13 protein-coding genes are annotated in these 13638 nt (G+C 73.9%); 6 read left to right on the top strand and 7 right to left on the bottom strand.

The genetic code is table 11. From position 1 onward, the window contains the following. Window positions 1–23 precede the first annotated feature (23 nt). From glmM to DOO78_RS24380, 3 genes are all read left to right on the top strand, one after another. A complete protein-coding gene (glmM, locus tag DOO78_RS24390) occupies window positions 24–1388 on the top strand; it encodes a phosphoglucosamine mutase (protein ID WP_111472501.1) in 1365 nt (454 codons plus the stop codon). Then, window positions 1385–2224, top strand: coding sequence for a bifunctional hydroxymethylpyrimidine kinase/phosphomethylpyrimidine kinase (gene thiD / locus DOO78_RS24385; RefSeq protein WP_111472500.1), 840 nt, complete (start codon window positions 1385–1387; stop codon window positions 2222–2224). Before glmM ends, thiD begins: the two co-directional genes overlap by 4 nt. Window positions 2225–2324: 100 nt before the next feature. Then, entirely contained in the window at window positions 2325–3215 is an 891-nt protein-coding gene (locus DOO78_RS24380) for a PhzF family phenazine biosynthesis protein (RefSeq protein ID WP_111472499.1), read from the top strand. Window positions 3216–3295: 80 nt separating this feature from the next. Here DOO78_RS24380 and DOO78_RS24375 read toward each other — a convergent pair whose 3' ends face one another. The 4 genes from DOO78_RS24375 to DOO78_RS24360 form a co-directional block, all read right to left on the bottom strand. Next, the gene (locus DOO78_RS24375; protein ID WP_111472498.1) at window positions 3296–4312 is read right to left on the bottom strand and encodes an AI-2E family transporter; all 1017 of its coding nucleotides are present in this window, start codon (window positions 4310–4312) and stop codon (window positions 3296–3298) included. A 140-nt stretch (window positions 4313–4452) separates the two neighbouring features. Next, a complete protein-coding gene (locus tag DOO78_RS24370) occupies window positions 4453–5415 on the bottom strand; it encodes a glutathione S-transferase family protein (protein ID WP_111472497.1) in 963 nt (320 codons plus the stop codon). A 50-nt stretch (window positions 5416–5465) separates the two neighbouring features. Continuing rightward, on the bottom strand, window positions 5466–6413 hold the full coding sequence (locus DOO78_RS24365; protein WP_165839063.1) for a Bug family tripartite tricarboxylate transporter substrate binding protein: 948 nt from the start codon (window positions 6411–6413) through the stop codon (window positions 5466–5468). 1 nt (window position 6414) lies between these two features. Continuing rightward, window positions 6415–7290 (bottom strand): MBL fold metallo-hydrolase, encoded by an 876-nt coding sequence (locus DOO78_RS24360; protein ID WP_111472495.1) that lies wholly within the window; start codon window positions 7288–7290, stop codon window positions 6415–6417. 142 nt (window positions 7291–7432) lie between these two features. Between DOO78_RS24360 and DOO78_RS24355 the strand changes: the two genes are divergently transcribed. Further along, window positions 7433–9148, top strand: coding sequence for a cation:proton antiporter (locus DOO78_RS24355; RefSeq protein WP_165839062.1), 1716 nt, complete (start codon window positions 7433–7435; stop codon window positions 9146–9148). A 2-nt stretch (window positions 9149–9150) separates the two neighbouring features. Here the strand turns inward: DOO78_RS24355 and atzD are convergent, their stop codons facing one another. Further along, window positions 9151–10278: a cyanuric acid amidohydrolase gene (gene atzD, locus DOO78_RS24350; protein ID WP_111472493.1), complete on the bottom strand. Its 1128-nt coding sequence runs from the start codon at window positions 10276–10278 to the stop codon at window positions 9151–9153. 59 nt (window positions 10279–10337) lie between these two features. On the opposite strand from atzD, the gene cnbZ reads away from it, so the two are divergent. Then, window positions 10338–11093 carry a 2-amino-5-chloromuconate deaminase CnbZ gene (gene cnbZ / locus DOO78_RS24345; protein WP_111472492.1) on the top strand — a complete coding sequence of 252 codons (756 nt, stop codon included), beginning with the start codon at window positions 10338–10340 and terminating at the stop codon, window positions 11091–11093. A gap of 162 nt (window positions 11094–11255) precedes the next feature. Here cnbZ and DOO78_RS24340 read toward each other — a convergent pair whose 3' ends face one another. Both DOO78_RS24340 and DOO78_RS24335 read right to left on the bottom strand, forming a co-directional pair. Beyond that, complete coding sequence (locus DOO78_RS24340; RefSeq protein ID WP_111472491.1) at window positions 11256–11804, bottom strand: LemA family protein; 549 nt, start codon at window positions 11802–11804, stop codon at window positions 11256–11258. Window positions 11805–11815: 11 nt separating this feature from the next. Beyond that, window positions 11816–13333 (bottom strand): M48 family metalloprotease, encoded by a 1518-nt coding sequence (locus DOO78_RS24335; RefSeq protein ID WP_111472490.1) that lies wholly within the window; start codon window positions 13331–13333, stop codon window positions 11816–11818. Between the two features lie 49 nt (window positions 13334–13382). Between DOO78_RS24335 and DOO78_RS27925 the strand changes: the two genes are divergently transcribed. Beyond that, window positions 13383–13638, top strand: a 256-nt coding sequence (locus tag DOO78_RS27925) for a hypothetical protein (protein WP_207803040.1), incomplete at its 3' end; no start/stop codon positions are given.

Raw genomic sequence — 13638 nt, 5'->3', positions numbered from 1 at the left:
ATCTTCCGCGCAATGGGGCCGACATGACTGCTTCCACCCGCCGCCTCTTCGGCACCGACGGAATCCGCGGCACCGCCAACCGCGCGCCGATGGATGCCGCGACCGCGCTGCGCCTCGGCCAGGCGGCCGGCCGCATCTTCAACCGCGGCACGCACCGGCATCGGGTGGTCATCGGCAAGGATACCCGCCTCTCGGGCTACATGCTGGAGCCGGCGCTGACCGCGGGCTTCATCGGCATGGGCATGGACGTGGTCCTGGTGGGGCCGCTGCCGACGCCGGCCATCGCCATGCTGACGCGCAGCCTCCGGGCCGATCTCGGCGTCATGATCAGCGCCTCGCACAACCTTTTCGAGGACAACGGCATCAAGCTCTTCGGCCCGGACGGGCTGAAGCTCTCCGATGCCCAGGAGATGCAGATCGAGGCGCTGATGGCCGGCGACCTCGCCGCCGCCCTGGTGCCGCCGGCCCGGCTCGGCCGCGCCAGCCGCATGGAGGATGCGCCCGGCCGCTACATCGAGGCGGCGAAGCAGTCCTTCCCGCGCGGCCTCACCCTCGAGAAGCTGCGCATCGTCATCGATTGCGCCCATGGCGCCGCCTACAAGGTGGCGCCGACCGTGCTCTGGGAGCTGGGGGCGGAGGTGGTGCCGCTCGGCGTCTCGCCGGATGGCTTCAACATCAATGACGGGGTCGGCTCCACCGCGCCGGGGAAGCTCGCCGAGGTGGTGCGCGAGCGCCGCGCCGATCTCGGCATCGCCCTCGACGGCGATGCCGACCGGCTGGTGATGGTGGACGAGGCGGGCAGCATCATCGACGGCGACCAGATCCTCGCCCTCATCGCCGGCTCCTGGCAGGCGCAGGACCGCCTGCGGGGCGGCCATGTCGTCGCCACCGTCATGTCGAATATGGGCCTCGAGCGGCATCTGCGGGAGCGTGGCGTCGGGCTGCTCCGCACCGCGGTCGGGGACCGCTATGTCGGCGAGCGCATGCGGGAGGTCGGCTGCAACCTCGGCGGCGAGCAGTCGGGCCACATGATCATGACGGATTTCGGCACCACCGGGGACGGGCTCATCGCGGCGCTGCAGGTGCTCTCGGTGCTGGTCGAGGAGCGGCGCCCGGCCAGCCAGGTCTGCCGCCGCTTCCAGCCCCTGCCGCAGAAGCTGGTGAATGTCCGCTACAGCGGCTCCTCGCCGCTCAAGGACCCGGCGGTGCAGCGCGAGATCGCGGCGCAGGAGGAGCGGCTCGGCGAGCGCGGCCGGGTGCTGATCCGGGCCAGCGGCACCGAGCCGGTGATCCGGGTGATGGCCGAGGCGGAGGATGAGGGGCTGGTCGAGGAGACGGTCGCCCTGCTCGCCGAGGCCATCCGCTCGCGCGCCAAGGTCCCCGCGTGAAGGGCCGCGTCCTCATCGTCGCCGGCTCGGATTCCGGCGGCGGGGCGGGCATCCAGGCCGATCTGAAGGCGGTCACCGCGCTCGGCGGCTATGCCGCGACGGCGATCACCGCGCTGACGGCGCAGAACACCGAGGGGGTGCAGGGCGTGCTCCCCGTGCCCACCGATTTCCTCCGCCAGCAGATCCGCCTCGTGCTGCGCGACATCGGCGCCGATGCGCTGAAGACCGGCATGCTGCACGATGCCCCGACCATCGAGGCGGTGTGCGACGAGCTGGCGGCCGAGGCGCCGGGCGTGCCACTGGTCGCCGATCCGGTGATGGTGGCCAAGGGCGGCCACCCGCTGCTGCAGCCCGAGGCGGTCGAGGCGCTGAGCCGTCGCCTGCTGCCGATGGCGGCCGTCATCACGCCGAACCTGCCGGAGGCGGAGACGCTGCTCGGCCGCCGCATCCCGAATGCCGCGGCGATGCCGGAGGCGGCGACGGCGCTGCTCGGCCTCGGCGCGCGGGCGGTGCTGCTGAAGGGCGGGCATCTCACCGGCGACAGGCTGGTCGATATCCTGGCGACGCCCGCGGGGGTGACGCGCTTCGAGGACCGCCGCATCGAGACCCGGCATACCCATGGCACGGGCTGCACCCTGGCCTCCGCCATCGCCGCCGGCCTGGCCCAGGGCCTGGCGCTGCCGGAGGCGGTGGCTCGCGCCCGCGCCTATGTCCGGGCGGCGATCCTCGCCGCGCCCGGCCTCGGCCGCGGGCATGGCCCGCTCGACCATGGCGTGACCATCGACCCGGCCCGGCTGGCGCGGCTGGCGGCGGGGCAGGCCCTGCCTCCGGGGTGACGCCGCGCCTCGGCGGCCTCTGGACCGCCATGGGGCGCCCCCTGGTCCGGCGCGGGCGCCGGCGCCACAGTCGGCGGCGACCCGCAGCAGGGATGCCGTGATGCGCCGCTACCGCTTCGTGACCCTCGACGTCTTCACCGACCGCCGCTTCGGCGGCAACCAGCTCGCCGTCTTCCCCGATGCGCGCGGCCTCGACGAGGCCGAGATGCAGGCCCTCGCCGCCGAGTTCAACCTCAGCGAGACCACCTTCGTGCTGCCCCCGGCCGATCCGGCGAATACCGCGCGGGTGCGGATCTTCAACCGCGTCGCCGAGATGCCCTTCGCCGGGCATCCGAGCGTCGGCACCGCCTGGGTGCTGGCGCGGGAGGGGTGGGGCGACGGGGCCGGGCTGCGGCTGGAGGAGATGGCCGGCCTCGTCGAGGTGGAGCTCTGGCGCGATGCCGCCGGCGCGGTGCAGGGCGCCGCCATCGCCGCGCCGCAGCCGCTTTCGATCGGCCCGGCGATGCCGGTGGCCGCCATCGCCGCCTGCGCCGGGCTGGAGCCGGCGGCGGTGGTCACGGCGCATCACCCGCCGCAGCTCGCGGGCGATGGCGGCAATCCGCGCGTGCTGGTCGAGGTCACGGCGGACGGGCTCGCCGCCGCCCGCCCCGATCTCGGCGCCTTCCAGCGCTGCGTCGCGGCGCAGCCGGCGCTGGGCGGCAAGCTGTCGCTCTATCTCTACCGGCGCGACGGGGAGCGGCTGCGGACCCGCATGTTCTCGCCGCTGACGGGCACCTGGGAGGATCCGGCGACCGGCAGCGCCGCGACGCCGCTCGCCGGCTTCCTGCTGCACCTCTCGGGCGCGGAGTCGGCCAGCCTCGATATGCTGCAGGGCATCGAGATGGGCCGGCCCAGCCTGCTGCGGACCACGGCGCGGCGCACCGCCGCCGGCATCCGCGCCACGGTCGGCGGCGGCTGCGTGCCGGTGCTGCGCGGCGAGGCGGAGCTGTAGGCCAGGCTCCCTCCACCGGGTTCACGGATCCTGGCCCGGCGCTTGAGGCGCAGGACGGCGAAACGGACCTGCGCTCGGCATCAGGCCTTGGGCGGCTCGCGCTCCAGCCAGCCCTCGACATAGACCTTCTTCGCCAGCACCAGGCCGAGCGCCGAGAGCGGCGCGGCCAGCGCCACACCGAGCAGCCCGAACAGCGCCCCGGTCAGCACCTGCACGATCAGCAGCAGGGCCGGCGGCAGGTCGGCGGTGCGCGACTGCACCATGGGGGTGAGGAAATTGCCCTCGATGGTCTGCACCGCGACGATGACGCCGACGACCCAGAGGCCGAGGACCGGCTGCTCGGTCATCGCCAGCAGCACCGCCGGCACGCCGCCGATGACCGGGCCGAGGACGGGGATGAAGTTCAGCAGGCCGATGATCGCCGCCAGCAGCCCGGCCAGGGGAATGCCGAGGGCCCAGAAGCCGAGCCAGGTGAGCGTGCCCGCGACGATCATGGCGAAGGCCTGGCCGAGCAGCCAGCCGCGCAGGGTGTGCCCGATCTCCGCCAGCGTCTCCTGCACGCGGCCGTCGATCCGCGGATCGAAGAGGCTGCGCAGCCCGCTGAGATACCCCGCCGGCTGCACCGCGAGATAAAGGGCGAGCAATACTACCAGCACCAGGTTGCCGAGGCCGCCGAGCGTGCTGCCGGCGGCGCGCGCGGCGGCCTGCGCCGCGGTCTCGGCGCTGGAGCCGCTGATGAGCTGGCCTGGCTCGGCCTGGCGCAGCAGCCAGTCGCCCCAGGCGGTGCCGGAGAGCCAGCCGCGCAGCGTTTCCAGCGATTGCGGCAGGCGCTGCGCGAGCTGCGTCGCCTGCTCGGCGAGCGGGCCGGCGGCGGCCCAGACCGCCAGCGCCAGCGCGGCCACGGTCAGCGCCGCGACCAGCAGCACCGCCGCCCAGTCCGGCAGGCCGGTGCGGCGGGCCAGCGGCTCGCCGCCCGCCCGCAGGGCCAGGGCGAGGAGCACCGCCGCGAAGCCGAGCAGCGGCACCTCCGGCACCAGCCAGAGCAGGAACAGCAGCAACCCGACGAGAACCAGTACGGAGCCTTGCGCACGCGTCATGGTACGCGAACGGGATGCCCGGGCGGCGGTTCCGCTGCCGCTGGCGGCATTTCGCTCGGTATCAGGCCAACGGCATGAATGCTTCCGTCATGCCGAGCACCCGAACGGGCGCCGCGCCAGGTGATCAACGGCCGTTCGTATCAGGCCAGCGGCGCCACCCGGCGCGACCCGGGCGCGTCGAGGTCGAGGATCGGCCCCAGCGGCACGATGCGGCTCGGATTCACCCAGGGGTGGCTCATGTAGTAGTGCCGCTTGATATGGCCGAGATCGACCGTCTCCCGCACGCCGTCATGCTGGTAGAGCGAGCGCGTGTGGTCCCAGAGGGCGGGATAGTCGACCAGCCGCCGCAGGTTGCACTTGAAGTGGCCGTGATAGACCGCGTCGAAGCGGATGAGCGTGGTGAAGAGCCGCCAATCCGCCTCCGTCGCCGCCTCGCCGCAGAGGAAGGGCTGGCGCGCGAGGCGCTCCTCCAGCCAGTCGAGCGTCTCGAAGAGCGGCCGCACCGCCTCCTCGTAGGCGGCCTGGCTGCGGGCGAAGCCGGCCCGGTAGACGCCGTTGTTGAGCGTGGCGTAGACGCGCTCGTTCACCGCGTCGATCCTGTCGCGCAGTGATGGCGGATACCAGTCGCCCGGCTTGGCGCCGAGGCCGTCGAAGGCGGTGTTGAGGATGCGGATGATCTCGGCGCTCTCGTTGTTGACGATGGTGCCTTCCTGCCTGTCCCAGAGCACGGGCACGGTGACCCGGCCGCTGTATCGCGGCACCGCCTTCGCATAGACCTCGTGCAGGTGGCGGGCGCCGTTCACCGCATCCGGGATCACGCCCTCGCCCGGCTCGAAGCTCCAGCCCTGCTCGCCCATCAGCCAGTGCGTGACCGAGAGCGAGATCATCCCCTCCAGCCCCTTCAGCCGCCGGAAGATCAGCGTGCGGTGGGCCCAGGGACAGGCGAGGGAGACATAGAGATGATAGCGCCCGGCCTCCGGCGGGAAGCGCGTGCCGGGCGCGATGCGGTCGCGGAAGCGGGTCTCCGGCCGCTGGAACTGCCCGCCCGGTCCGGGCGTGCCGCCCTCATCGGCCTGCCAGGCCCCGTCCACCATCCGGCCCATGGCCCGCTCCCCGATCTGCGCGGCGCATATGGGGTGCCGGCGCGGCCGCCTCAATCGATCCGGATGTTGGCCGAGCGCACGACGCGCGCGTGGAGGGCGTATTGCCGGTCGAGGAACTGCGCGAATTCCGCCGGCGCGTTCGGCCAGGCGATCCCGCCCATCGCGGCCACCCGCGCGGCGACGGCGGGCTCGGCCGCGATGGCGTTCAGCGCCTGGTTGAGCGACTGGCGGATGCCCTCGGGCGTGCCGGCGGGCAGGAAGACGCCGTTCCACTCGAAGGTCTCGAAGCCGGGCAGCGTCTCCGCCACCGCCTCGACGCCCGGCAGGACCGCGACCGGCGCCAGGCCGGTATGGGCGAGGGCCCGCACCTTGCCGCCGGCCAGCAGCGTCACCGTCCCCGGCACGTTGCTCACCTGGAGATCGACGCGGCCGGCGGCGACGTCGTTCCGCAGCGTCGGCGCGTCGCGGTAGACGACATGGTTGATCTCGACCCCGGCCATGGCGTTGAAGAGCGCCAGGGTGATGTGCTGCGCCGAGCCGATGCCGGTGGTGCCGGCATCGATCCGCCCCGGCGCCGCCTTCGCCGCCTCGATCAGCGCCCTGACGCCGCGCGGCGGGAAGCGGTCCGTGGCGATGATGGTGTTCGGCGTCACCAGCGAGAGGTAGACCGGCAGGAAATCCTCGCGCGCGCTGTAGGGCAGCTTCGGCCCGAACAGCGCCGGGTTCACGGCGAAGGCGGTGGCGTCGTAGAGCAGCGTCTCGCCGTCCGGCGGGGCCCGCGCGACCATGGCCGCGGCGATGGTGCCGGCGGCGCCGGGGCGGTTCTCCACCACATAGGCGCGCCCGGTCCGCTCGGCGAGGCTGCGGAAAAGGAGCCGGCAGACGATGTCCGCGGTGCCGCCGGCGGCATAGGCGTTGACCACCCGGACCGCGCGCGCCTCGGCCCGGGCGAGGCGCGGCGCGGCGAGCATGCCGCCGAGCAGGGCCCGGCGGCGCATGTCAGGCCTCGGTCGGCATGAAGCGGAAGCCATCGCCCCAGCGGGTGATGTGTCCGGTCGAGGGCGAGGGGAAATGCCCGGTGCAGAGCAGCCGGCCGCTGTCGCAATGGCATTCGAGGAAGCGCCGGCGCGTCGCGGCCGAGGCCGCCTGGTCGCTGTCGGCCCGCATGGAGAGCTCCGGGTAGCGGGCCTGCAGCGGCGAATGGATCAGGTCGCCGGTCAGCACCGCCGTCGTCTCGCCCTTGCCGAGCTCGACCGCGTAATGGTCCGGCGTATGGCCCGGCGTCGGCGTCAGCCGCACATGGTCGTTCAGCGCCGCGTCGGTGCGCACCAGATCCGCCCGGCCGGCGGCGACGATCGGCAGCACGCTGTCCTCGATCACCGGATTGGGCGTCTTCTCGTTCTCGGCCGACCAGTAGGCGTATTCCTTCTCGCCGAAGATGTAGCGGGCCTTCGGAAAGGTCGGGACCCAGCGGCCATTCTCCAGCCGCGTGTTCCAGCCGACATGGTCGACATGCAGGTGGGTGCACATGACGTAGTCGATGTCCTCGACCGAATAGCCGGTCGCCGCCAGGTTCCGCTCCCAGGTATCGGCGGTCTTCATGTTCCAGAAGGGCCGGGTCGGCCGCGGCTTGTGGTTGCCGACGCAGGTATCGACCAGGATGGTGTGGTGCGGCGTGCGGATCAGGTAGGACTGGATGCAGAGCCGCAGCTTGCCGGTGGCCGGGTCGATGGCCTTCGGCTCGAGCCAGCTTCGGTTCTCGTCCAGCACCTCGCGCGTCAGCGTCGGGAAGAATTCCAGCGGATCGAAGAGCGGCGTCTCCTCCTCGATCACGCGATGGATCTCCAGGTCGCCCAGCCGGAAGCTGCTGCCCATCCGCGCGGTCCTCCTCGGTCGTCATCCGCCCCGCGTGGAGTGTAGCGCCCTGGCCGCGCGCTGCCAGCCACCCGGCCGCCTCGCCGCCCTGGGCGGCGGGCCGGCACTACGCTACACGGCCGGAATGCATTCCGCGCCGCCGATGCTGGCCACCCTGGTCCTGGCGCTGGCCCTCGCGCTCGGCCTCGGCAGCCTGGCGCGCTGGCTGCGCCTGCCGCCGCTCTTCGGCTATCTCCTCGCCGGCATCGTCATCGGGCCGCATTCGCCGGGCTTCGTCGGCGATGCGGCGCTGACCGCCACCATGGCCGAGGTGGGCGTGGCGCTGCTGCTCTTCGGCGTCGGCCTGCATTTCCGGCTGCGGGACCTGCGGGCGGTCTGGCGCGTCGCCCTGCCGGGCGCGGTGCTGCAGACCGGCATCGCGGCCCTGCTCGGCGGTCTGCTCGGCGCCGCTGGCTTCGGGCTGGGGCCGGGCGCGGCGCTGGTCTTCGGCCTGGCGCTCGGCATCTCCTCGACCGTGGTGGCGACGCGGATGCTGGCCGAGGCCGGGCAGATCGGCGGCCCGGCGGGGCAAATCGCCCTCGGCTGGCTGGTGGTGCAGGACCTGCTGGCGGTGCTGGCGCTGGTCCTGGTGCCGGCCGCCTCGCGCGCCGAGACCGAGGGCCTGGCCGCCGCCCTGCTCGGCGCGGCGCTGGAGCTGCTCGGCTTCGCCCTCTGCGTGCTGCTGATCGGCCGCCGCGGCCTGCCGGCGCTGCTGCTCTGGTTCGCCCGCGCCCCGTCGCGGGAGCTCTTCACCCTCGGCGTCATCGTCGCCGCGCTCGGCACCGCCTATGCCGCCTCGGAGCTGTTCCACGTCTCCTTCGCCCTCGGCGCCTTCTTCGCCGGCATGCTGCTCGGCGAGAGCGATCTCGGGCACCAGGCGGCGGCCGAGGCGATGCCGCTGCAGCGCGTCTTCGCGGCGCTGTTCTTCGTCTCGGTCGGCATGCTGCTGGAGCCGGCGGCGCTTCTCGCCGCGCCGCTGCTCTCGGTCGGCGCCCTGCTCGTGGTGCTGCTCGGCATCGGCGGTGCCAGCTTCCTGCTGCTGCTCGCCGCCCGCATCCCGCCCGGGATGGCGGCGGCGGTCGCCGGCGCGCTGGGGCAGATCGCCGAATTCTCCTTCCTGCTGACCAGCTACGCGATCGCCCAGGGCCTGCTGCCGCCCGAGGCGAATGCGCCGGTGCTGGCCGCGGCCTTCGGCAGCATCCTGGTGCTGCCGCTCAGCCAGCGGGGCTTCGCCGCCCTCGGCGAGCGCATCGCTGGCTCGGCCGCCTGGTACCGCTGGGACCATGCCCGCCCCGGCATCGGCTTCGCGCTGCCGGAGGTCGAGGGGCTGGCCGATCATGCGATCCTCATCGGCTATGGGCGCGTCGGCGCGGTGGTGGCGGAGGCGCTGCGCTGCCACGGGCTCGCGGTCGTGGTGGTCGAGGCGGACCGGCTGGCGGCGGAGCGGGCGAAGGCGCGGGGACTCGACACCATCTGGGGCGATGCCAGCCGCGCCGAGGTGCTGCGCGCGGCGCGGCCGGAGACGGCGCGGCTGGCGGTGCTGGCCCTGCCGGACGCGGCGGCGGCGCGGCGCGTCCTGCAGCTGGTGCGGGCGGCCAATCCGGAGGTGCTGGCGGCGGTGCGGGCGCATGACGATGCCGAGATGGCCCTGCTCCAGGCCGAGGACTGCGTCGGCCTGGCGGTGATGGGTGAGCGGGAGATCGCGCTCGGCATCTGCGACTTCGCGCTGCGCCGGCTGGGCGTCGAGGTGGATGCGGTGCAGGCGACGATCGACCGGCTGCGCGCCGGCCTGCCGGCCGGCACGGCGGCGTCCGGCTGAGGTCAGGGGCGCGCCGCGCCGCCATCCCCGCGCCGGGCGATCACCGCCACCGGCCCGCCGCCATCCGGCCCCTGATGCTCGGCGCCGCCGCTGACGAAGAGATCGGTGCGGCCGACGGCCGAAGCGATGACGCCGCCGACCAGCGCCCGGGCATGTCGCGTGGCGTTGATGTCGCTGTCGTCCCACATGATGTGCCGCTGACCGCGGATCAGGCCGGTCGAGGCGGGCTCGGCCTTGGCCAGCACGGCGACCAGCCGCTCCCGCGCCGCCGCGTCGAGCTGGCCGCCATCGCCGGGCAGGCCGGCCGCGCGCAGCGCCGCCTGCACGGCGGGCAGGTCGATCGCGTCCCGCATCACCGCATGCGCGATGGTGAGGTCGCCCGCCCAGGCCGGGCTGGTGCCGAGCACGATCACCTCGTTGCGCAGCAGCTCGACCCCGGCCGAGGTGCTGGCGCGGCCGGAGAAGAGCGACCAGTCGGCGCCGATCGCCGCCTCCGGCACGGCGGCGACCTCGCCGAGGGCGAGCGCCACGCCGAGGGCCGAGGCGCCGCGCGAGAGCCCCATGGAGTGGTAGGTGTCCTCGGTGGCGACGCTCCGGCCGCGCGCCCTGGCCGCCGCGATCCGCTCGCTGGTCAGCAGCGGGCATTTCACCTGCACGTAGTGCACCGCGTCGGCCTCGGCGATGCCCGCCGCCGCCATCGCCGCCCGCACCGCCGCGGCGGTCGCCTGCATCTGCGGCAGGCGGCCGATCTCCTCCGGCGCGAAATCCGGCGTGAAGGCCGTGCCGATGGCGAGCGCGCCCGCGGGCTGCGGCGCCGCGCCCTCGCCGATGCCGAAGACCAGGAAATGCGGCGAAAGGCCGCCCTCGGTGCCGCCCGACATCACCAGGGCAACGCGGGCGGCGACGCTCTCCGGCGCCTCGCCCAGATGGCGGCCGAGCATGAGCGAGAGGGCCTGCACCGCATAGGCGCGGGTGAAGTCGTTGACGCAGCCATTGCCCTCCGTCTTGCCGAGCACGGCCACCACCTGCCGGGGATGGATCGCGCCGGCCTCGAACAGCGCCTCGATCGCCGAGGTGTCGCCGGGATGGCGCATGGGGACGCGGTGGAGCAGGGCGCGGCGTGCGGGCATGGGTGGTCCGTTCGGCTGATTCGGTGGCACGATAGCCTTTGCAACGGCGGAGGCGAGACATGTACGCGACGCGCGACCGGGCGGCGGATGGCTATCGCGCCATCCCCGCGGTGTTCCAGTATTCGGCCGGCGTGGCGGCGCTGCCGGGCTTTCGCATCGAGCGCGCCCGCTTCGCGCAGCCCCTGCCGCTGGCGGCCGGCTTCGCGCGGATCGCGGCGCATCTGCAATCCCTCGACCGGCCGCTGACCGCCTTCTGCCAGTGCGAGCTGCGCTCGCCGGGGCAGTTCACCGAGGCGGGATTCCGGGCCTTCAACCAGCATTATGCGAAGACGCTGGAGGAATGGGGCATCCTCTCCGAGGGCTGGAACCCGGTGGCGCGCAGCAATGTCTGCCCGGAGCTGGATCCGCCGGCCGAGCCCGGCTTCCACGCCTTCAGCTACACCGTGCCGGATCCCGGGGCGGCGCCGGGCTTCGTCACCGCCGGCAGCGGCGAGAGCACGGAGGGCAAGGGCAGCTACGAGGAATCGACCATCGCGCATGGCGACACCTCGCCCGCCGGCCTGCGGCGCAAGGCCGAGTTCGTGCTGGGCGAGATGGAGCGGCGGATGGCGGCGCTCGGCGGCAGCTGGGGCGCGGCGACGGCGGCGCAGGTCTATACGGTGCACGACATCCACCCCTTCCTCGGCGAGGCGCTGGTGCGGCGCGGCGCCGCCCGGCACGGCGTCACCTGGCATTTCTGCCGGCCGCCGGTGCTCGGCCTGGAATATGAGATGGACGTGCGGGGCCTGGCGCTGGAGCGAGTGCTGCCGGCCTGACGGGCCGCCGCAAGCGGGGCGGTGGCCCAGGCAAACCGGAGGGCCGCGCCCGGCGCCGCGGGGACGGCCCGTTGCGGCCTGATCGCCCGAGGGGGACTCACCGGAAAGCGTGCATCACGCTCCGGCGGGCCGTCGATGGATCGCTGGCAACGGCCGCTCGCATCAGAACCTGACGACGGGCTTCGCCTTCGCCTCGGCCGGCGCTTCGAAATAGGTCTCGGGCGCGAAGCCGAGCGGCCCGGCGAGCAGGCTGCCGGGCAGGGTCTGGGTGCGGTTGTTGAAGTCGAGCACCGCGTCGTTGAAGAATTGCCGGGCGAAGGCGATGCGGTTCTCGGTGGTCGCAAGCTCCTCCTGCAGGGTCTGCATGGTCTCGCTGGCGCGCAGCGCCGGCACCGCCTCGGCCAGCGCCAGCAGCCCCTGCACCTGCCGCCCGAGCGCCGCCTCCGCCGCGGCGCGGGCGGGGACCGCGCTGCCGGCCGCGGTCGCCTGCCGCCGCGCCTCGAGGATGCGGTCGAAGATGCCGCTCTCATGCTGCATGTAGCCGCGGGCCGTCTCGACCAGGTCGGGGATCAGGTCGCTGCGGCGCTGCAGCTGCACCTCGATCTGCGACCAGGCGTTGCGGATGCGGTTCCGCGCCGTGACGAGGCCGTTGTAGAGCAGGACGAGCAGGACGAGGACGAGGGCGGCGAGGCCGAGGATCCACCAGGCCATGCAGGCTTCCTTCAGAGGCGGAGGACAAGCGAGGCGAGGGCCGCCCCGCCCATGAGGGAGACGAGGGCGGCGCCGAGCATCAGCATGCCGACCATGACCACGAGCGCGCCGCCGAGCGGCAGCAGCAGCGCCATCAGAGCAAGGACCAGCGCCGCCCGCCAGCCGCGCAGCGCACGCAGGGCGCGCAGCTCCTCGCCGAGGCTCCGCGCCATGCCGCGATCGGCGCCGAGGGCGGCGAGCCGCGCCAGGCGCCGCTGGACCGGCGGGCTGAGGGGGAAGGCGAGGCTCGCCCGCTCGCGGAATTCGAGGCCGCCGCCCTGCTGCGGCGCATGGAATAGGCCGAGCTCCTGCAAGCCGCCGCCGGGCGGCAGGCCGGCCTCGTCGATCCGGCGCAGCGCCGCGGCCAGCGCCTCGGGGTCGCGCAGCAGCTGCACCGCCCCGGCATCGGCCCGGTAGCGCCGCGCCCGCCAGAGCAGGCCGAGCGGCCAGCCGAAGACGAAGAGCATCCAGAGCGAGGCCAGCAGCTTCTGCGCCAGGGTCAGCAGCACCCAGGGGATCAGCGGCGCCACCAGCAGGGCGCCGAAGGGCGGCCAGCGATCGGCGATGCTGAGCGCCCGGTTCATCGCCTCCATCGAGCGGCCCGAGGCGCTGTCGGCGAGGCCGGCGCGCAGCCGGTCCGCCGCCTCGGCCGGCAGCCGGCCGGCGAGGGCCAGCAGCAGGTCGCGCAGCGTCGCCCAGGCGGCGCGGCGGAAGGGAAGGTCGAAGACCAGCACCATGGCGCCGACCGTGCCGAGCACCGCCTGCACCGCGGCGGCGAGGCGAAGGTCGCCCTGGCCCGCCGCAGCGAGGAGATGCGCGACGACGCCCTGGGTCTGCCGCCGGTCCAGCCGCTCCAGCAGCCCGCGCGTGGCGATCACCGCCGCCTGCCCGTGCGAGGCGCCGAAGACGCCGGCATTGGGCTCGGGCGCGTCGACCAGCAGCAGGCGCGGCGCCGGCAGCCCGGCGGCGAGGGCGATCTCGGCGAGGATGTTGCCGAGCTGGTGCTCCTCGGCATCCCCCGGCCGCGGCGGACGGGCCGCCAGGTCGGCGCTGGCGGAGGCGATGGCGCTCCGGCGATAGAAGCGGGCCAGGCCGGCGGCGAGCAGCACCGCGGCCAGCATGCCCGGCAGCAGCAGCCCGGCGCCGCCCAGCAGGCCGGCCAGCACCGCCGGCAGGTCGCCTGGGCCCTGCATCGCCTCCAGCAGGTCGAAGCCCCGGTCGAGGGCGCGGAGCGGCCCGGCGATCCAGCCCTCCAGCCCCTGCAGGGCGTGGCGCATGGCCGATGGGGCGAGGCCGAGCCAGGCGAGCAGCCTCAACCCCAGTGCGGCGAGGATCAGCAGCAGCGGCCCGGCGATGGTCGAGAGGGCGGCGCCGATGCCGGCGGCGAGCGCCAGGCAGAGCAGCCCCCAGAGCCGCGCCTGCCAGCGCCGGCGCGCCTGTTCCGCGGCGAAGGTGGTGCGCGGCGGGGACGCGGCGGCGGTATCGGGCATCGCTGCCGCTTATCCTGCGCCGGGGCGGCTGGCTGTGCGATGGCGCACCATGCTGGTGGAATTGTACCGGGCGCAGGACGGTGAAACCGCCCTGCGCCCGGTCTCATGCCAACGGCATGAATGCTTCCTTCATGCCGAGCGCCCGAACGGGCGCTGCCGGTCGCGCCGTGAGGCGCGCCTGTCAGCGCGACGCGGCGCAGCCAAGCCAAGCAACTGTCTTTTGTATGAATGTGGTGTTTTAGGCTGGGGCGTAGGGTTTGTTGTCGCGGATGAGTGCGTTGGCGAGGACGATGAGCTTTCGCATG

The organism is Roseicella frigidaeris, from assembly GCF_003258945.1.
GTDB lineage: Bacteria > Pseudomonadota > Alphaproteobacteria > Acetobacterales > Acetobacteraceae > Paracraurococcus > Paracraurococcus frigidaeris.
The sequence above is the reverse complement of the archived record's forward strand: the minus strand, read 5'-3'. Positions and strand labels throughout refer to the sequence as shown.